Below are 25018 nucleotides of genomic sequence, written 5' to 3'. Positions count from 1 at the left end.
TGTTTAATTTAATCAATGATTAATTTTTAATAATCTATTATTTCTTGTATGCTTTAAAATTGTAAAAGCCGACCCTAAATTGACTATTGTGACGTTTTTTTGCAGTAATAAAATGGTGGGGTAGCAAAAATGATCGCAATGGAAGAATATTTGTCATTTTTTACCTACATAGGTTATATGAAAAAAACTATGTTTTTATTAATGAATTAGCATGTAGCTTAATACAACATAAAAAAATTTGAACTGTAAAGTTATCGAAGATAATAAATCTCTTGGATATATGATTCAGAGTGTCTATGAGACAACAATACGGTGAGTTTAGGGCTGAACATGGTTTTGTGTGAAAGTTTTACAATGATATAAGGGCGACCAGATATCGGTTTCTTGTTTTTATTGATAGTCTTTAAAAAAAATGATTTTTAAAAAATTAAAAATAAATTATTCTCTAAGCTCTTAAATTCAAATAAAAATAGGCATTAGGATGAAAAAAATATTTGTCGGGGTGATGGGAGTAGCAGTATATCTCATCGGCGTAAATGGGTGGGCAGATACACCTTTACAAGTCAATTATGGGACACCTCAAGCGCTTGGACAGCGTACAGTCCAACCCATAGATCAGGACTATCGTAGTGAGACGAGCAGCGGAATTCAGACTTCTGTATTTGCAGAATATTATGGTTCTAGATTGCAGTCGGATGCGATTGATGGTCATGAGAAATTAAATGGCTTTGGTACAGGCGTTACATTTACAGCCTTGGATACCTTAAGTACAACATTTGGATTGAATTACCAAAAAAGTTCAGATTGGCACAGCACTGAAATCAATGTTAAAGGTGGCTATAAATTTTATAATCAAAACAATACTTATGCGAATGCAAGTATTGGTATTGGTTATGCATGGCTTGATGCAGATGACTATGATACTAAACTGCGTTATGTAACTTTGCCGATTGATTTTGAATTAGGTCACTATATTCAAAAGGATATTGCAGGCTATGTGGGACTTGGATATAAATGGCTGTACATCGAAAACTTTGACGATGCATGTACAGCTTATTTTTGTGAGAGCACCGCGTCTGATGTGTTAGATCTAGATGGAATCACTTATAAAGTGGGCATTCGTTACAATTTCTAAGAATCCGTTTTTGCAATAAAAGAGCTCGTCACAAGATGAGCTTTTTTATTGATCTGATTCAGTTTAGCTTTACATAAAGTCGAAATAAATGCGTACTTTTTGATCAATCCTTACTCATGCAAACAGTCAAAAAATCACGATCGCTTAAGATAAAGATTCAGTGATTAATGAGAGCATTTAAAAAATGACAAATACTTTTGAATATAAACAAAAAAATTTAAAAACAACTCCCGCAATTAGCATCCAAACCTCAATGATTAATCGTTTTAGTCCAAAGTACTGGCGCATTGATGGTCCACAAACAATGTCTTTTGCGATTACCAATTATGGGAATGGCTTTGAAGCATCATTTCGCTCACGTACCACAACCGATCTTGCAGGGATCATTTGGGATTCATATGATGCGAAAGATCATAAGTTTTTGGCTTATGAAACTAAATATGATTACAGCGGTGTGATTTGGGATTTTGATATTGAACTCTCGGCATCTATGCCAATGTTAAATAATCCAACATTAACACCAACACTTACTGTGCAATACAAAGCCAATGGTGAGGACAAGGTTGCTTACATTGTCTTGTTTAATTATGCAAATCAGCCAGCATCTCGCTCGGCACATATTCATATCAATTGGAATACAGTCAAAGCGGGGTTTTCAGCAACAGAGTCTTTTCCTGTCACCAACATCCAGCGAATTTCGTTTTCAGGTTTTACGAGCAGTTATAATGGGCATTCTACCCAGCCTTTAGCCCAAGTCGAAGATGGCTATATTCGTTTAACGAATTCGGTAACCACAGGGCCAAATGCCAAACTTACGCTCAAGCGCGTTTCTGTTCCGCAACATGACTACGGCATCTGTACCAGCTACGATGACCATTATGATCTGAATCCACAGCGCTTGGTCGATAATATGCAGGCTTTGGGCTATCACGGTTTGATCAATCATTATTGTGGTATGTCAAAGTATCCTGAAATGTCTTGGAACAGTAGTATTAATAAATGGCAAATTCCAGATACGTTGGTGACCAATCAATCTGTTGTAAATTCATGTACGCGCAAATGGCATGAGCGTTTCGCTCAAGCATTGCAGAATGCAGGGATGCAACCTGTATTTGGTGTCAGTTTTGAAATGTACTCATTGGGCGCAAATGAATTCTGGGCACAGCGGGATTGGAATAGTAATTTAGGCCGTACGGGGTATGAACCGCCAAGTTATTTCTTTAGCCCGTGTGATCAAAATGCACTTGCTTATCTACATAAAGCGTTTATTGAGTTTGCTGATACGATGGCTGTAGGCGGCTGCCCTGTAAATATGCAAATTGGTGAACCGTGGTGGTGGTATAATCAGGGTACAGATTTACCATGTGTCTATGATTATCCAACTAAACTGGCATTTAACGCAGACACGGGATTGTATGCACCAGACTTGGGCACGATTTATGATGCAGTAAATAAAACAGGCACACCATATGATGAGTTTAAGGCTTGGTTACGCAATAAACTAGGACAGACATGTCGAGATATTCGTACAGTGATTAAAACCAAGTATCCAACAGCAAAAGTGTGTCCACTGATTTTCTTTCCAACGATTCGCACACCGATTGAAACCTTGGCGACAGATATCAATTATCCAAGTGAGCACTATAGTTATCCGAATTTCGATTACATCATGACGGAAGCCTATGACTGGATTTTGGAAGCGCGTTTAGGCTTGGCTCATCAGGCGGTTTCAGAGATTCCTACACAAGATTTGAACTACCCAGCTGATAAAGTGGCTTATTTGGCAGGATTTGTTCCTGATTCCTCAATTGCTCACCTTTATGGATTCGATAAGACTAAGCCTTACCGAACAGCAATCTGGCAGCGTGTATTTGGAGACATGAAGAATAATAATCCTTTAGGACTGATGAAGCAGTTTATCTGGGCCTATCCGCAAGTGATGCAGGATTCTGTGACGATTGATACTGTACAGGCACCGAATGGATTCTTTGTCGAAAATACACTGTATACGCCAATTAGCGATGATACGCCGTATCCACCTGAGATTTATTTATAATTAATACTTAGACTGGAAGTGGTTTTTAAATGAAAAGCCACTTCTATTTTCATCTTTTACCTAATTTTTTAATAGAATGATTTGAATCACGAAGTGAGTGCTGGCGGAATATCCATAGAATTTTTGTTTGATCATACACCGTTAAATTTTCTTACCCAACTGGTACAAAAGATATCTGCGGTGTCGCACTTTAATGATAAATTAGAACAAATGACCCGCAATGGCGGATTTCTATGAATTTATCGTATGCAGTATTGTTATGAAAATCAGAATTCTATCTCTAGGCTTAATCTCAATCTTATTTGTTGGTTGTAACAAGCAGCCTGAAGTTAAAAGTGAGAAAGCGCAAGAAATTTTTGAAGTCGTGGACAATAAAATCTCCGAATACATGGACATCTTGGATAATCCGGATACTCCTAAAGAAGAGCAGACACGTGTTCTTTGTAAGGACTATCCAAAATTATATGAATCTAAATATATTCCTGCATTATTAAAACTGGCACCTAAAGACTATACACAAGAAAAGTTGATGGCTGATCTCAAAACCTCGACTGATTACTATGCTGAAAAGTTGGATATCACCTGTAAATAAGCATCTATAGAGAGGAGGTTTCCTCTCTTATTTTTACCTATCAGGAATTTTCGAATATTTAGAGTCAGTATTTACGCTCATTTAATTATTTTAAATAAGAATTAATCTCATCTTATGCTAAGATCAGCCGTCTATAAATGCATTGATCTAAAATAATATCATGATGAAGAAAATCGTTTCGATTACATCAATTTTGATGTGTAGTACACATATTTATGCCCTTGAGTCTGATTTCCAGCAGTCAATTTATATTGAAGCTACAGATACGCTTTATAGCCCAAATCAAAGTTCCTTTTCGGCTTCTAATATCCAAATTAAACAAGGTACGATTAATATCCAAGCGGCTAAAGCCATAGGAACTCTGAAAAATGGCCAGCCTTATCAACTTACACTGATGGGAAGCCCTGTCAGATTTCAGCAAAAAGTGAGTGAAGAAAAGGGAATGGTTTATGGTAAGGCCAACCGCGTTGAGTACAACACTTCAGCAACTGAAATTGTATTAAAAGGTAATGCATCCATTATCATGGATGGCTCCAGTATTTCAGGTGAAACGCTAAGATATAATTTAACCATAGGTGATGTTGAAGCTCGTGGTAGCTCGAATAAACGCGTTCAGATGGTTATTCCACCACAGAAAAATGTGCAAATGAAGCCGCTGATCAGAAGTCAGTAGGCGAGTCAAAGTACTTCCATTTGCTTATTTAGCTCATAAAATTGTTATTCTTGTATTTGCGCGCCAAAATCTGTCGTTTAGTTGACTTTATGGACTTGAAAAACTGGAAATAGAACATATTATAATTTTTTTCTTATTCTGATATTACAGGCGGAATACGGTGAACGAAGAAGTTTTGTTACCTGCATCGCGAGCGACTGCAATTTCTAATGCAAATGTTAAAAAGTTAACAGTAGATAAAATTCTCTCAAAAATTTCCAGTACGATTAAATTAAGAGCCAGTGATGGTGATCGAGATGCCTTACAACAATTTTCAAAACATGAAGTCAGTAGCGAAGATGCGGATATTGTTGTAACTGAATTAAAGGAAGCAGGTTATAGAGTTTTCTTAAATCCTAATTTTACCAATACCAATATTCAGTTTCAGCTAGAGTGGGACTGATTCCTAAGGATCATAAAAAAAGCCTCAAATGTCATTGGGGCTTTTTTTATGCGCCATTTTCTTTTACTAGAAGCAGAAACTTATCCCTAAATGTTTAATAAATTTGTTTATAATGTTGAAAAATCAATTTAGAGCGATGGATGAGTTTAAAAGGATTGCTCTTTGTCATGTTGGGGATGGCATTGGCTTTTGCCAGTTACTTCTACTGGAATTATAAAAAAACGGGTGGCTATCAGAAGAATAGTGATGGTTATTATGGTTATTCTTTTCCGAGAGACAATGGATTAAACAATCCAGCAGATTGTGAATTAGCAAATACAGAAAACCCAGAAGAGCCACCAGTATCAGAGGTGTGGATGCAAGGGTGTAAGAAGTACTTCAAGATTAATCATTAAAAAAGCACCCTAAGGTGCTTTTTTAACTTTTGATTTAAGCTTTTGTTTCTTGCTCTGTAGTAAACATCTGGAAATCATGACCAGATGGCGCTTGATAAATTCTCAAGCCAAATTCAGGAATAATAGCAATCAAGTGATCGAAAATATCAGACTGAATGGCTTCATACGAAGCCCATGCAATGGTATTGGTAAAGGCATAGATTTCTAAAGGTAAACCTTCACTGGTTGGCTGCATTTGACGCACTAAAATAGTTTGATTTTGGGCAATCCCTTGATGCTGGCGTAAGTAAAACTCAACATAGGCACGGAATGTCCCAAGATTGGTTAAACGACGTTGGTTATACCGAGACTGATTGCTCAAGTGATTGTTGAACTCTTCAATTTCAGATTTCTTAGCATCGAGGTACTGATCAAGTAACAAGAAGTCTTTGAGCTTTTGTTGTTCGGCATCAGACATGAAGTGAACACTGCTTTGATCTAGGAACAGTGAACGTTTAATGCGACGGCAGCCTGACTCACTCATCCCACGCCAGTTTCTAAAGGTGTCAGTCACCAGTTTATTTGTTGGAATGGTTGTAAATGTCTTATCAAAGTTCTGTACGGTCACCGTATGTAATGACATATCAATGACATCGCCGTCTGCATTTAAAGATGGCATTTCAATCCAGTCACCAATACGAACCATGTCATAAGAAGCGATTTGAACACTGGCAACCAAAGAAAGAATGGTATTTTGGAACACCAGCATCAATACAGCTGCCATCGCACCGAAGCCTGCAAGTAGGGTAAACACATCTTTTTTCAAGAAGGTGCCCAAAATCATCAGGCCACAAACAACGAATAAGATCAGTTTAACAAGTTGCAGATAGCCCTTAATTGGCTTATTTCTAGACTTGGGATTACGTTGATAAATTAAGTTAAAAATATTCAGCGCTTCACTGACAGTGAGTGCTAGGGTCAGGAAGATAAAAGCCTGCGCACCCATTTGTACAAAGCTGATGAATTTCTCTGGTAGATGTGGAATCGTGGTGATGCCATTCATGATGACAATCGCGGGAACGATATTGGCAAAACGTTGGGTCACACTATGTTGTGCGAAAATTGATTGATTTGGAGATTTAAATTTTGTAATTAAATGGCGAATACCACGGACGATAATTCTTTTCGCAATAAAGTTGGCAAGTGCTGCAAACAAAATCAAAATGATGAATGCAATCGCTGTTTCTAGCCATGGGTAATGGCTTAACTCACTACGCAAATACTTTAAATAATCCAAACCCAAAACACCTTATAAATTCTTTGAGCGGGAATTGTAAGGTGTAATGGTGTTTTATATTAACTTGATCACAGTTTATATACGATTTGTAAAGGCGTTTTTACATAACTGTTGGATGATTTACCACATCAGATCATCAGGAATCACATATGCTGCATATGGATCTTTCTCATCGGTAGTTTGATCATTTTTCTCGGTATTGTTATTTATCAAGATAAAGCCTTGCATTTTTTGATCAATTTTTTCCGCAAGCGCTTTAGGTAAATAAGCGTAACTGTCTTGATCTTTGGCAATCACAAGTGAACCTGAAACAAGGGCATTATATACTTGCTGTGAAAGATAGACTTTTTTGATCTTGCCCTCATCAATAAATTGATAAGTTACGTCACCTTCAATTTCTTTGACTTTATGATGTTTAATCATCTGGATGATCGAAGCTTTTAGGGCTTTCTCTTCCAGTACAGCTTGCTTTTCTTGATTCAATGCTTGGTCTTTGGCTAGTTTTTCTTGTTTGGCACGGTCAATTTCAGCTTTCAATGCTGCATCATCATTTTGTCCAGTACGTTGTCCATGTTGTGCTTGCTTAGTTAATTTTTTTGCTTTCTTATTATCAACCAAGCCCGCTTTTAACAATTGAGCTTGCAATGCATTTTTAACCATAATTCAATCCAAATTTGAGTTTGATGAAGAACGAAAATAGAAAATCCAGTAGGCAACACTCATTGCTAAGCTTAATGCTGCTGGAATGAGGAAGGTCTGTAAGTTTAAATAAGGATAAAGCAGACTCGCAATGAGTCCACCACATAAAAAACCGATAAAGATGAGAAGATGCAGAAAAATACGGCGTTTTTCTACTTTTAAGCCACGTGCTTTATAGCCTAATGCTAAACCGATATCGGTTAGGACGCCAGATAAGTGCGTTGTGCGGATAATTGCCCCTTTATAGTGGCTCACCATTGCATTCTGTACACCCATGGCAACACAGGCCCATAACAAGCCGTAGCGCGGGAAATAAGGCAGTAAGAGCCAAGTGAGAACCAGAAAGATCGCAACTAAACTAAGCGGTAGGCCATAACGTCGACCAAATGCAACACTACCATTGCCAAGGATTAAACCACTATAAAAAGAGCCAATCACAAAGCAAAGAATCACCAGACTGAGGTAGATAAAATGCTCAGGCTGCCAGTCAAGCAAACTCATTGCTAACATACTGACATTGCCTGTCATGTGTGAAACGGACTGATGTAGGACTGTAAATAAGCCCAAAACGTTTACCATTCCTGCATTCAGTGCGAGGAAGAAAGCACCGAGTTGAATCCAGTTAGGTAAACGTTGAAGTGGCATAGCAACCTATGATCTTGGATGGTCTCTAAAATCAACAGCAGCGGTAAATAATACATCTGTCGATGAATTCAATGCTGTTTCCGTTGAATCTTGCAATACACTGATAATCATACCAATCGCAACGATTTGCATTGCAATTTCAGATGATATACCAAACAAACTACAAGCAACAGGGATTAACAATAAAGATCCACCTGCAACGCCTGAAGCGCCACATGCAGAAACCGTTGCAACCACCGATAAAATAATCATAGTGCTCAAGTCAACAGGAATACCGAGTGTATGCACAGTAGCAAGGGTAAGCACCGTAATCGTGACTGCTGCACCTGCCATATTGATAGTCGCGCCCAATGGAATTGATACGCTTGCAGTTGCTTCATTGACCCCTAAACGCTGAGCCAAATCTAGGTTTACTGGAATATTGGCCGCTGAACTACGGGTAAAGAAGGCGGTGATGCCACTTTCTTTTAAGCAAGTGAACACTAATGGATATGGGTTAGTTTTCATGGTAATCGCAACCAAAATTGGATTAATCACCAGTGCAACAAATAACATTGTGCCGATTAGGACCGCTAATAGGTGGGCATAACTGGTTAGTGTTGCTAGACCTTCACTTGCAAATGTCACTGCAACTAAACCAAAAATACCGATTGGAGCAAAACCAATCACTGTATGGATGATTTTATTGACCGCTCCAGCCACATCAGTCAAAACTTGTTTGGTCGTGTCAGAGCTATGGCGTAAAGCCAGACCTAAACCAATTGCCCAAGCCAAGATACCAATAAAGTTGGCTTCACTAATTGCTTGAACAGGGTTTGCAATAAAACTTAAAAGTAAATTCTTTAGAATCTCTGCAAGACTACCTGGTGCTTGAAGGCCAGTTTCTGCCGGTAAATGTAAAAACAGTTGGCTTGGAAACAAAACACTTGCAGTTACCGCACTGAGTGCAGCAAGTAGCATTCCGACTACATACAAAACCAGCACAGGTTTGATATTTGAGTTCTGACCAATTTGGAAATTTGCAATTGAAGATAGAACTAAAACAAAAACTAAAATCGGTGCAACAGACTTTAATGCTTTAATGAATAATTCACCCAATAAACTTAAGTAGGGTGTAAAGTTAGGAAAGAGCAAAGCGACGCCAATCCCTAAAAAAATAGCGATAATAATTTTGCTAACTAAGCTCAAGCGAGACAGTACATTAAACATATAAAGGCCTTATAAACCTATGCACGGTTTAAGGTTAAACAAGCGCGGTATTCTATACCTAAGAACCGTGAATAATAAATTTTTTTTTGCAATTCAATTACTTTAAAAATACCGAAAAAATTAACACAATGTTTTTTAAAAATAATTATGAAAACATGATACATCCTTTTGTATAAAAAAAATCCAATAAAAGCCGCTCATTCTACAAGCATTTCAGGTGAAAGTGTTTGTATTGCTTGATAATGTGATAAAAATATTTGACCTGTAAGCTCATTTTTGAGCTGGGATTTACATAACCGCTCCATAACAGGGCTCTTCACTTCGGATAAATGTAATTGGATAGTCAACTGAGCTAATTCTCGATTTAGGTCTTCTAACATTTCTAATGCACTGAGATCAATATTGCTAATGCTTGAGCAGTTGATCACAACATGTTGCAGCAGCGAATTCTGACTGACTTCTGTAATCACATGACCTTTCAGAACATGGGCATTTAAAAAGTTGAGGTTTTCATCAACACGGAAAGAAGCCACAGTTGGGGTTGTAATGACATTGTAATTTGAAATATTTCTAAAGTGTTGAGTTCCTTCAATTAAACCAATAACAGCAATATGAGGGCGGCTAATACGCCAAAGCAGTAGAATAAAGGTCAGTACAATACCAATGATCAATCCGGTTGAAATATCTATACAGGTCACACCAAAGAAGGTCACCCACATTGCCAGTCCGTCAGCTTTTGAATATTTCCATGTTTCAATAAATGGAGTCAGTGTTATCAACTTCCAGATAGAAACAAAAATTGTGGCAGCTAATACAGCGAGTGGTAGGTTTTGAAAGAAGCCTGTAAAGTAAAGGCTGACTGCAATCATCAATAAAGATGAAATAACACCAGACATTGGAGTTTTTGCTCCCGCATCTGCATTGACAACAGTACGAGATAGGCTGCCAGAGACTGCAAAACCGGAATTAAATCCCGCAGCAATATTGGCTAAGCCTAAAGCAATCAGTTCTTGGTTACTGTCTAAGTCATCGCGCTTTTGTAGTGCTGTGGCTTGCGCAATGGCCAGTGATTCTACAAAGCTAATCATTGCAATCATAAATGCGCTTGGTAGCAGTTGAAGAATCAACTCAGTGTTCCATGTTGGGAAATGAAAATTGGGAAGGCCTGTTGGGATGACGCCAACTGTTTTGATTGCCTGATCATCGTTTCCAATAAAGGTGATGATCACAATAGAGAGCAAAACCAGTAATAAAGGTAATATTTTGTTCAGAAAATTGGACCGAATCAGTTTCGGAAGCATAAACAGGAGTAAAACAGAGATTAGCCCAAAGCTTATGCCTGTCAAAGTAACTTGGTGTAAGTTTTGAGATAAGCTCAGTAAAAACTCAGGAATATTGCCTGCTTGTAACGGAATATCCAGTAAAAACTTAAATTGTCCTAAGGCGATCAGTAACGCGGATGCAATGATAAAGCTTTGAATAACGGGATGACTAATGAGCTGAATAAGAAAACCGAAACGCAATAAACCTAAAAGCAGAGAAATGATCCCGACAAGTAGCGCTAATAAGTAAGCAGCTTCGATATAGGCTGTTGATCCAGCAGCAAATAGCGGGTCGAGCGCTGTGAATACCATCATCGAAATAATGGCGACAGGACCAATGGAAAGGGTGGTACTACTTCCTGTAAAGGCATAGATAATCATGGGTAATATACTGGCGTATATCCCCATAATTGGCGGAAGCCCTGCTAACATTGCATAAGCCATACCTTGTGGTACCAACATAGCCAATACAATGCAGGCTGCAATCAGATCAGACTTTAGGCTGGAAAGCTGATAACGACTTAACCATTTTCGCGCAGGAAAAAGTTTAGATAGGTCTAGGTTTAGCAATTTCATGCGCAATAGTCTAAATCATAAATTCATATATATTATGCAGAAAAAATGCTAAAGAGGGTACGGTTGAATTATTTTTTGAGAATTATGCCTGAGGGCAGTAATGCTCATAAAGCGTATTCAAAACCACTTGCAACTTCGGATCTAAAATTGAGTAAAAAATTTGTTTGCCATCGCGACGGGTAGAAACAACATTACTTTTTCTTAACATCATCAATTGCTGTGAAAGTGTAGGTTGGAAGATTTGGGTTAATTCTTCGATTTGTGAAACATTAAGTTCTTGTTTAGCCAAATGACACAAAATAATTAAACGATCAGTATTTGCCAGAGATTTCAGTACAGTCACAATTGTACCAGCAGACTCTCTCATGGCGTCGATCTCGAAATCCTTTTGCATGCATATACTCTCTAGGTTACAGCCGAGGCTAGTATAAAGTCACGCAATGAAAAAATTGTAGTAAAACTGAATAATTGCAATGGTTTTTAATGAAAATGTATATCAGTAAAAGTAATAAGAGGGTGTTATACTGTTGATTAATCGGTTATTTGAGTAAAATATGTGATTAAATTAACATTATTGTGGTTTTGAGAGATTTATATCCGGTTTAAAGCCATTAAGATTCGATATCCTTTGATTTATTCTTTAAAAATACTAAATAATAAAATTAAGTAGTTAATATGATTAACGAATATAAAAAACTAAAAAAAAGATTGTGCTTTACAAAAAAACATATATAATGAGAAACAAGACAGAACGATCTGTCTGCATAAGAAGGATCGGAAGTGCGAAAGTGCAACCGCCAGAGGGTAATAATATTTATTATTCTTTTTACACTCAGACGCAAGCGTGAGCCACAATAATAACTATAAATCACGCTTTATTTTTTTTATGCAATGATACCTGATTTTTCAAACACTTTTAATAAAAAAATATCCCTTTATTTATAAAGGGATATTTTGTATTTATGCCAAAGCTTTTTCAAAACTGATCAAGTGCTCTACGCGTTTCCAGTATTCATCCATTTCAACTGAGTGCTTATTGACATGGGCTTGAATCGTCATACCATCTAAAATGCTGACAATCAATGTTGCAAGATGAGTCGGGTTACGAATATCCAAGCTTTTCAATAAGTTTTCAATTAAAGCTGTTAACCAAATTTTATATTGGGTAGCAGGTTGCAACGTAGAAGGATAGATTTTAATCACTTCTTCTAAAGCTTTCTGAAACATACAGCCATTAAAATCTTCGCTGTTAAACCAGGCTGCATACCATCCAAAAATTGCTTTAAGTTGGTCAAGATGATCCTCTGGATCACATTCTGCCAAAGTTGCATTTAAAGAAGTTTGGAGATTAATGTTACGTTGCACTAAGCATTCTTCAATTAACTTTTCCTTTGAAGGGAAGTATTTGTAGAAAGTCATTTTTGCAACGCCCGATTCACTAATGATTCGATCTACACCGATCGAGTTATAGCTATGCGAATTAAAAAGTCTTAATGCAGTGGTAATAATATCTTCTTTTTTTGACATACAACGCCTCTAGTTCGCCCATCGCCAAGAGCATCATGTTGCATTTCATCATGCAATTTTGGCAGGGATTTTACATGGTATTTTGGAAATATCATAGGAAAAAATAACATTATTCATTTAAATGATTCTTTTGTCCGTATTTTCAAGTACAGGGTTTGAAAATAATGTTTATATCTATAGAAAATAACTATTAATAAAATCTTAAAATACGATAAAAGATTAGAATAACTTAAATTTATTTGATTCGTGATTATTCATCTAATTGTTTTCAAAGGATAACTGGTTTGATGGGGTGTTTAGATTTAATTATGATGGTTGTGTTGAGATTTATTCTTGTTTGTAGGTTTGTGTATATTTAAGCAACGCTTCTAGTTTTAATGCTTACTCTGGAATCTATTTTGAATAAATACATAATATAAAAGCCAGTTAGTTATAGTTAAAATAAATAACTGACTTTCATCGTATAATTTTCTATTTTAAGATTTGTTTTGTTGCAATGGTAGTGTTGCAATGAGCTTTATAAAATTATGGTAAAGCATCGATTGTTGGCTTGGGGTATAGACTGAACGTTTGATGTTGCCTTTATCTGTTTCGATCGAAAGTTCGACATTTTTTGCTTTTTTCAGCTCGTACAGGAATGTACTCGGCAGAATGAAGCTATTCGATGAGCGTCTTGGAATAAGTCGATTGATGTCTTTTTGCTGCGTTGGGCCAACGGGCTGATAAGTAAAAGTCTTATCATCAATTAAGAAAGTAAGGCTTTTGATATCATAATAATCATAGCTACTGTTGAGTACGGTCTCGACTCTTAATTGCTCTTTGTGTTGTTTATCCCATTCAACAAAAACATTCGGGCAAAGTTCGTTGGCTTTGCAGTTCAAAGAGCCTGCGGTTGCGAGATTGTCTGTTGAGTTTGCAGAAGAGTCAGGTAAGGTCGCGCAGCCACTCATCACAATACAAAGGCTCAGTAAACTTAAAGTTTTTTTCATCTTTTTAACTCTCTAGGATGTACTCAATATTTCAGTGTTAATGATGTAGTTGTGGACCAAGAAATTCAAATGGTTTTGATATTTTAAATTGATTGGTTGCATCACCAGCAAAAGTATTCTGTTGATCTTTGCCAAGATCAAGTTTACGCGTTAAACCATCTTTAAAGTTAATTTTCTTTAAATCCACCCAAAATACATTGGGGGAGACTGCAGATTCAAAGAAATAAAGTTGTTGTTTGTGGTCTGCAACAGTTCGCCAGCGTGTCGATGAAATATTCGGTTCTTCTGCTGTATTGAGGCCATAAGGAACAGATGCATTACGAATCACACTAAAAACAGAAGCTAAGGCATCTTTAGGATTGTCATTTTTTGGAATCGCATTGATATAAAAAGAGGCACGTGCAAAGCGGTCAGCAGCACGATTGGTCCCTGGTAACATGACTGTACCACCAATTTGTTGCCAGTAAGTGTTGAGTGCCAGTTGTTGATCAAATATTGGTGAGTTGGTCATAACTTGATATTTTTTATTGTGGTGAATAACTTGCTTGCCCCCAATATATTCGATAATGGCACTATCACCGGTTTTGTCTGAAATAGATAAATGCAATGTCGCGAGGCGTTGTTCGCCTGGCACGCTGTCAGTAATCAGATCGAAGGGTTCTTTTTCTAAAGCACTGACAGCTTCTGCAACGCTTGCATAGTTATCAAGTACATATTGCGCCCAAGCCGAAATGCTGAGTTGCGGTTTTTTAGATTGTTTGGTGTCTGGATATTGAGATTCAACCAACCATAATACATTGGCAACCAATCCAGCTTCATTCATGCCGTCAGTCGTTGAAATATCATAACCTGTGGCAATCACACTGCCGTATTTAGCTTTCCATTTTAGAGATTTTGGCCCTGCATTGCTGTCTCTAAGTACACCACTGGGTAAAATCCAAAGATTAGTGCCTACATCAACCTTCCAGTCCATGGAGCGGGCGGTGATGATATGGTCATTGTTGCCTAAATAAACTGCTCGGGTGCAGGCATGGCTGGTTTGTAGAATGAATGAGGATGCGAGAAAGGAAAAACATAATATTTTTTTAAACACAAGTCGTACTCCTTGCTGTTGTATCAAAGTGATTTATATCAAATATTTTTATAATGACTTGGCTTTAGTCTATTAAAAAAAAATTCTTATTCAAGCATTAAAATGTAATCATTATAAAAAGTAGGGTTTTATTTTTGATCTGGAATTTAGATAAATGTGGATAGAGATTAATCTCTATCCACAAGGAAATGCGTGTTCTAATCTTCGTTTGGCGGTAATAACATCACAACGGCGGTATTCAGCAGCGTTGTGATATCTTCTAGAATCTCAACTTGATTCAATTGTTCATCTAGCAATAAGCTTTCACCATCTGCAATCTGCTTTAGATAAGGAATGAACGTTTCTGATACGCAAACGGTATCGCCATTTGCCCAAAACTCTAAAGATTCACCTTGTTTTCTGTAAAGCAAACGAGAGGCGGGTTCTAGAATAATTTGATAATCCGCACCAATAATCTCGGCAACATCATGAGCATCAACCTCTTCAGGTTCTGGAATGTTGTTTGGATAGCTTGCTTCACTCATATAGGCCATGATCGCTGCATCAAATTCAGGTGCCTGAGTGAGATAATCAAGTAATTGAGTCTTTAAATATGAAAACTCAGTACTGTTAATTTCCCCTAAATGTGCTGTTTGCTGGCGTGCAATATCGATCAATGGATTTTTGAGTAAGGTATTCTCTGCAAATTTATCACTCACTTGATCAATCATTTCTGAGAGGTTTGGCATACGGAAGCCAAAAGAGTAGGTTAAGCAATCATCTTCAGCCACACCATAATGCGCGAGACCTGGTGGGACATAAAGAAGGTCGCCTGGGGCAAGAATTTCATCAAAATGAATGTCTAAGTCTGCTAGAAGTTTCAGCGGTTGATGTGGCAAAAACTCAGTTGATTCATCACACATTTGACCTAATTGCCAACGGCGATGGCCATGGCCTTGTACCAGGAACACATCATAAAAATCGAAGTGCTTACCAACAGAGCCACCTTTAGGTGCATAAGACACCATGATATCGTCGCGGCGCCATTGAGGAATAAATGGGAACTTCTTCCAAAGTTCTGAAATATCAAATGAATAATGGTCAACTGCTTGAACCAAGAGTGTCCAAAGATTGGGTAGCTTTTGGAAATCACCTTTGGTTAAAGGGGAGGACTTCACATGCCACTCATTTGGATTTTTATTCTTTTGACGGATCAAACGGGCAGTGACATCCTCTTCCAATGCCAATTCTTGAACATCTGCTGGTTCTAATAAGCCGATAATTTCAGGCATTGCATTGCGGACCAACAACGGCTTTTTCTGCCAATATTCATTAAGAAATTGTTCTGCGCTAATGCCGCCGAGTACCGTTAAAGATTGAGACATGGGAAATAAAACCAACAACACATAAATTAGTGCGTATTCTCCCTTGAGTTGAATATTGGTGCAAGTCTTGTCTGAATGTGATGAAAAGCTCGGAAATAGTCATCAAAAGTGCAGTAATGTATTTAATCTTGATCAATTAGAAGCGGATTCATTCACAGACTTTCAAAAAAACAGTATGCTTAAGACGCAAAAAGGAGCATTCATGTATCAAGTACTGGCAAGAAAATACCGTCCACGTAATTTCAATGAGTTAGTGGGGCAAAACCATGTTTCTCGTGCTTTAACCAGCGCATTAGAACGTGGGCGTTTGCATCATGCCTACTTATTTACTGGAACGCGCGGTGTTGGTAAAACCACGATTGCCCGTATTTTAGCCAAGTGTTTGAACTGCGAGACAGGCGTGACTTCAACACCGTGTGAAGTTTGTGCAACATGTAAGGCCGTAAATGAAGGTCGTTTTATTGATTTAATTGAAATCGATGCGGCATCTCGGACCAAGGTTGAGGATACTCGCGAGTTACTCGACAATGTGCCTTATGCACCAACACAGGGTCGCTTCAAAGTTTATCTGATCGATGAAGTGCATATGCTTTCAACGCATTCATTCAATGCCTTGCTCAAGACACTGGAAGAACCACCTGAGCATGTGAAGTTCCTCTTTGCAACGACAGATCCACAAAAACTGCCGATTACCGTCATCTCGCGCTGTTTGCAATTTACCTTACGTCCTTTGGCCGTCGATGAAATCACGGAACATTTGGCAGCAATTTTAAATAAAGAGCATATCGAAGCCGATCAAGATGCGATTTGGCAAATTGCAGAATCTGCACAAGGTTCATTACGTGATGCATTGTCTCTGACAGACCAAGCAATCGCCTATGGTCAAGGTGCAGTCCATCATCAAGATGTTAAAGATATGCTCGGTTTGATTGACCGAACTATTATTTATGATTTGATCTTGGCAATTCATCAAAATCAGCAAGCACGAGTAAGTCAGCTACTTCTACAATTTAGACAGCAAGCTTTAGACGTGTCTTTGGTTTTGGATCAATTGGTTTCTACCTTGCATGAACTGGCATTGTTGCAATACTTGCCTGATCTTGCACTGAAATATAGTGAAGAAATTAACCAGAAAATTCTGCAGCTGTCGAAACTCATTTCTGCTCAAGATTTGCAGTTGTATTATCAAATTGCCTGTAAAGGTCGAGCTGAGTTGCAACTTGCGGTGACACAAGAGCAAGGATTTGAAATGACGGTGTTGCGTTTACTGGCATTTAGACCGTTAACGTTGAATGAAGTCACGGTTACGGCAATGCCTGTTACGCAAATTACAGCACCTGAAGTGCATCAGCCAGTACCGGATTTAAGGATAGAAAATCAGTTTGCAGTTCAGCAAGAAACGGTTAGCGTTGAACCTGAACCTGAACCTGAACAGCGCAATCAAGATCCTCATCTCATGGTGTTTGATGTCGAGGACGGTCAGTTAATTGGATTGGATGTATCAGTACAACAACATACGATTCAGTCGAATATCGTTGAGGCGGATGATGTACTGGTTTTTCCTGTTGAGCAAAACCCTCAAGTACAGCTGGAGCAGCCTCAAGCTGAACAGGCGCTTGATCTCATCGCAGAGTCAGTGCTTGAAGCGGTTGTTTCGGAACAGAGTGTTGTCGCAGATAAACCAGCTGCACCTGTAATACAACAGCAAGATCACGGACAAACTGATCTGATGCCTCAAGATATTTTAAAACTGCGTGAGCAGGTTTTAGAAGGCGAGTGGAATTTAGAGAAGTGGGAGTATTGGTTTAGAACTAGCCAGCTTTCACCTGCGGTTCAAGAGTTAGCTCAGCATGGTGTGATGCAAGGACAGATCAATGCTGCTTGTGTTTTTCAGATTCCTCAAGAATATGAAGGTATGTTATCGCAATTGCAGCATGGCTTGGAGGATGCATTAAAAGCACAATGGCCACAAACGTTGTTCAGTGTGCAATATGCTGCAGTGGATTCCAATACGCCTTTAATGATGCAGAATGAGCGTAAAGAAAGAGCATATCATCGTGCAGTCGAGTTATTACACCAAGAGCCGACAATTAAGAGTTTGGTCGATACTTTTGAAGCCGAATTGGTCAATATTAAGCTCAATCCTTAGCTGGAATAGGTAGACAGAAGAGTATTTATTTTTTACTTTGTAATGATTTAGGTAAGCTAAAAGTGTAATCTAGGCTTAAAATTTAAATCATAACGAAATAAGGGTAAAAAATAATGCGTCGTTTACCAGTTTATTTATTACTTGATACCTCAGGTTCTATGCATGGTGAGCCTATAGAAGCCGTAAAAAATGGGGTACAAATTTTACTTTCGACTTTACGTCAAGATCCTTATGCGCTGGAAACGGCCTATTTATCTTTAATCAGTTTCGACAGCCAAGCCAAACAGTTAGTGCCTTTAACTGAATTGGCTGTTTTCCAAGCGCCAGATTTGCAGGTCACAGGAACCACAGCCTTGGGCGATGCTTTAGCGCTATTAGCCGATAAAATTGAACAGGAAGTGGCAAAAACCACTGCAGAGGTCAAAGGTGACTGGAAACCTTTGATTTTCATTATGACTGATGGTGTGCCAACAGATGATTGGCGTAAAGGGTTGCAACGTTTACAACAAGTCAAAACAGGGGTAATCGTGGCCTGCGCAGCGGGACATGGTGCCGATACTTCAATTTTAAAACAAATCACAGAAGTTGTTGTTGAATTGGCAACGGCAGATTCAAATACGATCAAAGCGTTCTTTAAATGGGTTTCTGCCAGTATTTCAACAGGTAGCCAGAAAGTGGATGCAGGACAAAAAGAAGTCACTGGTCTAGGCGATTTGCCACCCCCACCGCCTGAAGTCAACATCGTACTATAAAAGCAAAATAAAGATTAAATAAGAGGGTAAAACCATGGCTGTGAGTTTAAATAAAGGTCAAGGCATAAGTTTAAGTAAAACTGAAAATAATTTGTCTCAAGTAACCATTGGTTTAGGTTGGGATATTCAGGAACAGAAAAAAGGCTTTCTCGGTGGATTATTTGGTGGCAATCGCGCTGAATATGATCTGGATGTGATTGCCTTCCTGGTGGGGAGCAATGGCAAGGTCAATAATCTGGGGCGAGATGCGCAGGGTAATGTCACCTTAGAAAATAGTGATGTTATCTTTTTTAATAATCAAAAGCATTCCTCTGGACATATCTGGTTAACCGGTGATAACCGTACAGGTGCGGGGGATGGCGATGATGAACAAATTATCGTGAAGCTCAATGATCTGAATCAACAATACCAAAAAGTGGTTTTTGTGGTGCAAATCTATAAAGCTGCTGAAAATAAACAACATTTTGGTCAAGTCAAAAATGCATTTATTCGTGCAGTGGATACTACAGGTAAGGAAATGGTCCGTTTCGATTTGTCGGGCACGGGACAATATGATCAACAGCGTTCATTACTGTTTGCTGAACTTGTCCGTGAATCAGCTGGATGGAAATTTAATGCAGTCGGACAGGCCTCCCAATCCGATTCATTTGTAGAATGGTTAAAACAATACGCTTAAAAATTTGATTTTCGGCTAAAGAAAGGTTTAGAACAACATGCGCCGTTTACCCGTTTATATTTTATTAGATACCTCAGGATCGATGCGAGGTGAGCCAATTCATTCGGTGAATGTCGGCTTGCAGTCCATGTTGAGTGCATTACGGCAAGACCCTTATGCATTGGAGAGTGTGCATTTAAGTATTATTACCTTTGATCTAGAGGCGAAGGTTTATTTGCCTTTAACGCCCTTGGATCAAGTACAGCTTGCCGATATCGATGTGCCAAGTGCAGGCGCAACTTTTATGGGCGCTGCACTTGAGTTGCTTGCTGAGCAAGTCACTCAGCAATTACAGAAAAGTACCGATGAGGTCAAAGGGGATTGGCGTCCGCTGTTATTTGTGATGACTGACGGCTCACCTTCAGATGTCTATGCTTACCAGCAAGCGATTCCTGTCATAAAACAGTTAAACTTTGCCAGTATCGTTGCCTGTGCCGCTGGGCCAAAAGCCAAACAGGAACATCTCCTACAACTGACCGATAAAGTCGTGGTATTGGATACCATGGATGCGGCATCTTTTGCAGGATTCTTTAAGTGGGTGTCTGCCAGTGTCGTGGTGGGAAGTAGTAGTGCGGGGATTTCAGGCTCTGTTTCATTACCACCACCACCACCCGAAGTGCAATTGGTGTTGTGAATAAAATAAAGAATACATTAAGGATAATTAGAAGATGCGCCGTTTACCTGTTTTTTTCGTATTGGATTGTTCTGAGTCGATGGCGGGGCAAAATATTCAACAGATGCAACAAGGCATCCAGTTGATTATGCAACAATTACGTCAAGATCCATATGCCTTGGAAACCGTGTATGTTTCTGTTATTGCCTTTGCAGGGATTGTCCGAACCTTAGTTCCGTTAGTGGAAGTGTTTGCTTATTATCCTGCGAAATTACCTTTGGGCGGCGGGACACATTTAGGCAAAGCCTTAGAACATTTGATGAATGAATTTGATCGTCATTTGATTAAAACAACAGAAGAAACCAAAGGGGATTGGAAGCCAATCGTATATTTGTTTACGGATGGTCGTCCGACCGATGAATGTAAAGATGCGATATATCGCTGGCAAAAGAAATATGCACGACGCTGTACGCTGATTGCCTTAGGAATGGGTAAGAACGTTGATTATGCAACGCTCAAGCAATTAACAGAACACTGTATTGCTTTTGATGAGTTGAATGAACAAGACTTTAAAAAGTTTTTCCAGTGGATTAGTGCTTCTGTGGTTGCACAAAGTAAAAGTATTGGGGATGGGCAGCAGCAAGATCATTTACCGCCAATTGATGAGCGTTATATGCGTCTGGTCAAGGATTTGCCTGCCAAGAAAACCTTGGTGGATGAAAACTGTGTCACTTTTGTGGGGCGTTGTGGCAAGCTGAATCGACCCTATTTAATGAAATTTGAACGTGAAATTCAGTATCAAGCGCCTCAAGATTTAAATATCAACCTGAATTTATATCATTTTCAATTGACCGAATGCTGCAAAATTGATGAGGATTATTTTACGTGGTCTGATCAAACCCAACATCAGCAGCAGGTCAATACCACGCTATTACAAGGTACTCCAGAATGTCCACATTGTTTGGCTGAAACGGCTTTTGCCATGTGTGGTTGTGGCCAATTGATGTGTTATGACGGTTTTAGTGAGGATGTGACTTGTCCATGGTGTCGTCGCCAAGTCAGTTTTGGTTATGGTGGAATGGACGGCTTCGATGTGCAACGAGGGCGTGGTTAACAATTGGATCTAGGAAAAGCCATGTCGCAAACTTTGACTACTGACGTTCAGACCGCTTTTTTAAATACATTAAAGCAGCTGTTACAAGATCAAACTCAACAGAACCCTCTGTTACTGGATGATGATTCTCTTGATCAATTGCTGAACAGTAAAAAAATTTATAATGCCTATCATGATTTGGTTGAACAGATTTATGAGCAAATAGGCTTTCAATTAGAACAGTCAGCAGTGTTTCAGCATTCTTTATTACAGCGCATCTTGGAGCAGGGGCGCTTGCCGGTTTACATCTCTAAAGCTGAAAATATCAATAGCGCTGATTCAAGCCAACCGCTATTCGATCATACCCAAATGATGCAGAATCCAATTCATGAGACTGATGCGTTAGAGTCAGTTGATCAGCTTGACTTTCTAGATGAGCTTTATTTGTCATCTCCCGTTGAAGCAGAAGCTGAACCATCTTTCATCAATGATAGCTCTGTCGCTACGTCACTTCCGACAACCTCGTTAATTTTAGTTAATTCGACTGCAGATATTGACTCAAATAATACAGACCACAATCAGAATAATGCCTCAGGAAGACCAAATCATGAGGTGAAAATGGTGAACAAAATGCCTCATTTTCAGATACCCAATGCGCGTGTTGGGCAAGACTATCAAGCCCGTATCCAAATGCAATATCCAGTCAAAGAGGACGTGCTGATTTGCTCTGAATCGATCAAAATTCCAGACGACTTAGGCATCGTATTTGATGATGAAGCGCAACAATTACAGGGCATACCGTTACAAGCAGGTGAATTTAAACTGGCATTTCAGTATAAAAATAACGAAGCCACACAAGCATGGTCTTCGGGTGAGGTGACCTTCATTATTACTGCTGATCCGCGTAGTTTATGGCAGGTCAATGAGCCTGATAGCAATGAACCTTATCAAAAAGCACATAGTGACCACCAATTGATTCAGACTGAGCATTTTAACCTTGCTGCCTGTAGTCAGCGCGGGCGCTCACATGAACACGCAGGTACTTTCCGTGATGATGACTTTCTGATTGCACGTGTTGCAGAGACCGATTGGTCAGTATTGATTGTTGCAGACGGTGCTGGTAGTGCCAGTTACTCTCGACAAGGTTCTTTACTTGCGGTGCAAAGCGCAGCCAAAACGCTGACGGATTACCTCGAACAGCATCATCCGCATCTGGATCGCTTATTGCAGCAATGGCAAGTTGGCAGTGATGATGAAATGACCAAGTTTGTTGCACAGCAAATCTATAAAGATTTTCATGATACTTTCTATAAAACAGCCCAAGTGGCCATTGAAGCCATTGAGCAGGAAGCCGAGTTAAAGCAGGTTGCAGCCAAGGCCTATGCCACGACTTTATTGGTGGCTGTGGTTAAACAGTGTGAGCAAAAAACCTTTATTAGTACCTTTTGGATGGGCGATGGCGCGATTGCTGTATATGCCAAAGATAAAGTACGTTTAATGGGCAAACCAGATGGTGGCGAGTTTGCTGGGCAAACCCGTTTCTTAGATCGCAGTTTTGCACAGCAGTTTGCTAGTCGCGTCAATATTGGCTATTACGATGATTGTGAAGCTGTGATTTTAATGACAGATGGTATTTCCGATCCGCGCTTTGAAACAGATGCTGGACTTGCGAACCACGAAAAATGGCAGGCCTTATGGCAAGAAATTGAACCACAGTTACAGCAGCCACACCCGGATCAGGCTTTATTGGAATGGTCAAAGTTCTTTAGTGCAGGGCATCATGATGATCGTACTTTGGCGATTTTATGGAATAAGCCTGTGAGTGTGGAGGGGCTTGCCCATGACTAAGATTATCCAGTGTCAAACTTTAGATGGTCGGCCAGTTGCATTCGTTGATGAAGTGATTGGCTCAGGAGCAATGAAAGATGTCTATTTTTCTCCTGATAAATCTTATGTGGTGTGTTTTTTTAGCAAAGAAAAAAACCATTTCTATCAGTCACATGCTGAGCTGGAAAGACAGAAGGACCGCTTAAAGGAAATTGTTGGCAATAAATGGCAAGGTATTTTCAACAGTGCCGGCGGGGATTACTGGAAAAATGTGTTTTGCTGGCCCGATGGTTTGATTGAATATAATGGTTTGTTGGGGATTACAGCTCCCACTTACCAAAAACAGTTTTTCTTCGAACATGGGTCTAAAAATAATGATTTTTTAGGCATTAAAGGTAAGGAGAAAGAAGGGAAATGGTTTGCCAGTGCCAATAACCAAAATCGCTTTTTAGATGAAAAAGAAAAAGGCAATTGGTCGAATTATCTAAGAATTTGTATTTTAATTGCCCGTGCTGTGCGCCGTATGCATGCAGCAGGTTTGGCACATTCAGATTTATCCTATAAGAATATTTTGATTGATCCTGTAACTGGCCGTGCCTGTGTAATTGATGTTGATGGTTTGGTTGTGCCTGGCAAATATCCACCTGATGTGGTCGGAACGCCTGATTTTATTGCACCTGAAGTGGTGAAAACCAATCATTTAAAAAAAGATGACCCACAGCGAAATCTCCCAAATATCATGACCGATCGGCATGCCTTGGCGGTCTTGATCTACATGTATTTACTGTATCGGCATCCATTGCGTGGTGGAAAAGTCCATGATGTGAATGATCCGCAGCGCGATGAAAATCTGGCAATGGGTGACAATGCCTTATTTATTGAACATCCAACCGACCCAAGCAATCGGGTAAAAGTTAGTCAAGTCCGTCCAAGTGCTTTACCGTGGGCCGATCCTGAAAAAATTCCATTCACCGTGACAGGCCCTTATTTAAAAGAACTGTTTTTACAAAGCTTTGTGACGGGTCTACAGCAGCCGCAGCAGCGACCTTCTGCCAATGATTGGGAAACCGCTTTGGTTAAAACGGTAGATTTGATCCAGCCTTGCTTAAATAGCGATTGCAGTCAAAAATGGTATGTATTTGATAATACAACAAAACCAGTATGTCCATTTTGTGGTACAGCCTTTAAAGGCAAGTTACCTGTACTGAACCTCTATTCGGCACGCCGAGAAGGCAGTTTTAGACCTGATAATCACCGTTTAATGGTCTGGACAGGGCAGTCACTTTACCCGTGGCATGCCAATAATTTGATTGCACCGAATGAGCGTCTAACAGCAGAACAAACCAAACGTGTTGGCTATTTTATTTTTCATCAAAATCAGTGGTGGTTGGTCAATGAAAATCTGCCTGATCTCATGGATGTGGCAAGCAAAACAACCATTCCAATTGGCGAAAAAATTGAATTGCTGGATGGAAAACAAATTTTACTTTCACGTCAGGATGGAGGTCGCTTAGTGGTGGTGCAAATGGTGGAATGTGTATGACACAAATAGTGAATGATCTTGCTCAGATTGGCATTGCAGAAAATTCGATCGGGATTTGGTTTACCCAAGCGCATTCTTGTCAACGTGATTTAATTTTGGCCGCAAAAACGGCGCCGTTTGATACCCGAATTCATGTGGTGGCATCACATGCAGACGATCGTCCTGAAATTACATCTGTTGCAGATATCGCTTTACAAGAACCGCCTTTGTCAGAGCGAGTCGAGTGGGTTTTACAGCAGGCACAATGCTTAAACGTCAAATTAATTATTGCTGGGCATCATGCTGAACTTTATCTGGCGCAAAAACAGCGCTTCGAACAATTGGGCATCCGTC

General features: G+C 39.2%; 23 protein-coding genes and 1 pseudogene. 14 read left to right on the top strand and 10 right to left on the bottom strand.

Annotated features, from left to right (window positions below):
- Nucleotides 1-481: 481 nt before the first annotated feature.
- The 6 genes from A7P54_RS00120 (at nt 482) to A7P54_RS00095 (ending at nt 5293) form a co-directional block, all read left to right on the top strand.
- Nucleotides 482-1135: a hypothetical protein gene (locus A7P54_RS00120; protein WP_171548281.1), complete on the top strand. Its 654-nt coding sequence runs from the start codon at nt 482-484 to the stop codon at nt 1133-1135.
- Between the two features lie 184 nt (nt 1136-1319).
- Nucleotides 1320-3191, top strand: a complete 1872-nt coding sequence (locus tag A7P54_RS00115) for a phage capsid protein (RefSeq protein ID WP_216077002.1) — start codon at nt 1320-1322, stop codon at nt 3189-3191.
- A 259-nt stretch (nt 3192-3450) separates the two neighbouring features.
- Nucleotides 3451-3783, top strand: coding sequence for a hypothetical protein (locus A7P54_RS00110; RefSeq protein ID WP_171548280.1), 333 nt, complete (start codon nt 3451-3453; stop codon nt 3781-3783).
- A 160-nt stretch (nt 3784-3943) separates the two neighbouring features.
- Nucleotides 3944-4456 (top strand): lipopolysaccharide transport periplasmic protein LptA, encoded by a 513-nt coding sequence (gene lptA, locus A7P54_RS00105; protein ID WP_171548279.1) that lies wholly within the window; start codon nt 3944-3946, stop codon nt 4454-4456.
- Nucleotides 4457-4616: 160 nt separating this feature from the next.
- On the top strand, nt 4617-4898 hold the full coding sequence (locus tag A7P54_RS00100; RefSeq protein ID WP_004653154.1) for a hypothetical protein: 282 nt from the start codon (nt 4617-4619) through the stop codon (nt 4896-4898).
- A gap of 140 nt (nt 4899-5038) precedes the next feature.
- Entirely contained in the window at nt 5039-5293 is a 255-nt protein-coding gene (locus A7P54_RS00095; RefSeq protein WP_171548278.1) for a hypothetical protein, read from the top strand.
- Nucleotides 5294-5327: 34 nt separating this feature from the next.
- Here the strand turns inward: A7P54_RS00095 and A7P54_RS00090 are convergent, their stop codons facing one another.
- From A7P54_RS00090 to A7P54_RS00045, 10 genes are all read right to left on the bottom strand, one after another.
- Nucleotides 5328-6569, bottom strand: a complete 1242-nt coding sequence (locus tag A7P54_RS00090; protein WP_171548277.1) for a mechanosensitive ion channel domain-containing protein — start codon at nt 6567-6569, stop codon at nt 5328-5330.
- 120 nt (nt 6570-6689) lie between these two features.
- Entirely contained in the window at nt 6690-7229 is a 540-nt protein-coding gene (locus A7P54_RS00085) for a DUF2058 domain-containing protein (RefSeq protein WP_171548276.1), read from the bottom strand.
- 3 nt (nt 7230-7232) lie between these two features.
- Nucleotides 7233-7913 carry a YoaK family protein gene (locus tag A7P54_RS00080; protein WP_005203216.1) on the bottom strand — a complete coding sequence of 227 codons (681 nt, stop codon included), beginning with the start codon at nt 7911-7913 and terminating at the stop codon, nt 7233-7235.
- Nucleotides 7914-7919: 6 nt separating this feature from the next.
- Complete coding sequence (gene sstT, locus A7P54_RS00075; protein WP_171548275.1) at nt 7920-9122, bottom strand: serine/threonine transporter SstT; 1203 nt, start codon at nt 9120-9122, stop codon at nt 7920-7922.
- A gap of 197 nt (nt 9123-9319) precedes the next feature.
- A complete protein-coding gene (gene sulP / locus A7P54_RS00070) occupies nt 9320-11020 on the bottom strand; it encodes a sulfate permease (protein WP_171548274.1) in 1701 nt (566 codons plus the stop codon).
- Nucleotides 11021-11102: 82 nt separating this feature from the next.
- Entirely contained in the window at nt 11103-11414 is a 312-nt protein-coding gene (locus tag A7P54_RS00065; RefSeq protein ID WP_004807645.1) for a metalloregulator ArsR/SmtB family transcription factor, read from the bottom strand.
- 566 nt (nt 11415-11980) lie between these two features.
- Nucleotides 11981-12547, bottom strand: a complete 567-nt coding sequence (locus tag A7P54_RS00060) for a TetR/AcrR family transcriptional regulator (protein ID WP_004807643.1) — start codon at nt 12545-12547, stop codon at nt 11981-11983.
- Nucleotides 12548-13023: 476 nt separating this feature from the next.
- Nucleotides 13024-13536 carry a hypothetical protein gene (locus A7P54_RS00055; protein ID WP_171548273.1) on the bottom strand — a complete coding sequence of 171 codons (513 nt, stop codon included), beginning with the start codon at nt 13534-13536 and terminating at the stop codon, nt 13024-13026.
- A 37-nt stretch (nt 13537-13573) separates the two neighbouring features.
- A complete protein-coding gene (locus A7P54_RS00050) occupies nt 13574-14629 on the bottom strand; it encodes a linear amide C-N hydrolase (RefSeq protein ID WP_004807638.1) in 1056 nt (351 codons plus the stop codon).
- A gap of 197 nt (nt 14630-14826) precedes the next feature.
- Nucleotides 14827-15993 (bottom strand): cupin domain-containing protein, encoded by a 1167-nt coding sequence (locus A7P54_RS00045; protein ID WP_171548272.1) that lies wholly within the window; start codon nt 15991-15993, stop codon nt 14827-14829.
- Between the two features lie 202 nt (nt 15994-16195).
- On the opposite strand from A7P54_RS00045, the gene dnaX reads away from it, so the two are divergent.
- From dnaX to A7P54_RS00005, 8 genes and pseudogenes are all read left to right on the top strand, one after another.
- Nucleotides 16196-18142: a DNA polymerase III subunit gamma/tau gene (gene dnaX, locus A7P54_RS00040; RefSeq protein WP_171548271.1), complete on the top strand. Its 1947-nt coding sequence runs from the start codon at nt 16196-16198 to the stop codon at nt 18140-18142.
- Nucleotides 18143-18255: 113 nt separating this feature from the next.
- Complete coding sequence (locus tag A7P54_RS00035; RefSeq protein ID WP_016540376.1) at nt 18256-18894, top strand: VWA domain-containing protein; 639 nt, start codon at nt 18256-18258, stop codon at nt 18892-18894.
- Nucleotides 18895-18928: 34 nt separating this feature from the next.
- A complete protein-coding gene (locus A7P54_RS00030; RefSeq protein WP_171548270.1) occupies nt 18929-19570 on the top strand; it encodes a TerD family protein in 642 nt (213 codons plus the stop codon).
- A gap of 37 nt (nt 19571-19607) precedes the next feature.
- On the top strand, nt 19608-20243 hold the full coding sequence (locus A7P54_RS00025; protein WP_005203233.1) for a VWA domain-containing protein: 636 nt from the start codon (nt 19608-19610) through the stop codon (nt 20241-20243).
- 34 nt (nt 20244-20277) lie between these two features.
- Complete coding sequence (locus A7P54_RS00020) at nt 20278-21336, top strand: TerY-C metal binding domain-containing protein (protein ID WP_171548269.1); 1059 nt, start codon at nt 20278-20280, stop codon at nt 21334-21336.
- Between the two features lie 21 nt (nt 21337-21357).
- Nucleotides 21358-23163 (top strand): PP2C family serine/threonine-protein phosphatase, encoded by a 1806-nt coding sequence (locus A7P54_RS00015; protein WP_171548268.1) that lies wholly within the window; start codon nt 21358-21360, stop codon nt 23161-23163.
- Nucleotides 23156-24685, top strand: a complete 1530-nt coding sequence (locus A7P54_RS00010; RefSeq protein ID WP_171548267.1) for a lipopolysaccharide kinase InaA family protein — start codon at nt 23156-23158, stop codon at nt 24683-24685. Before A7P54_RS00015 ends, A7P54_RS00010 begins: the two co-directional genes overlap by 8 nt.
- Nucleotides 24682-25018: pseudogene (locus A7P54_RS00005) on the top strand (carbamoylphosphate synthase large subunit); the annotation flags it as partial. The gene A7P54_RS00010 and the pseudogene A7P54_RS00005, both read left to right, overlap by 4 nt.

This window comes from Acinetobacter sp. Ac_3412 (assembly GCF_013072675.1).
Classification (GTDB): domain Bacteria; phylum Pseudomonadota; class Gammaproteobacteria; order Pseudomonadales; family Moraxellaceae; genus Acinetobacter; species Acinetobacter higginsii.
Note: the sequence above shows the minus strand (reverse complement) of the source record. Positions and strands in the feature narration are given on the sequence as shown.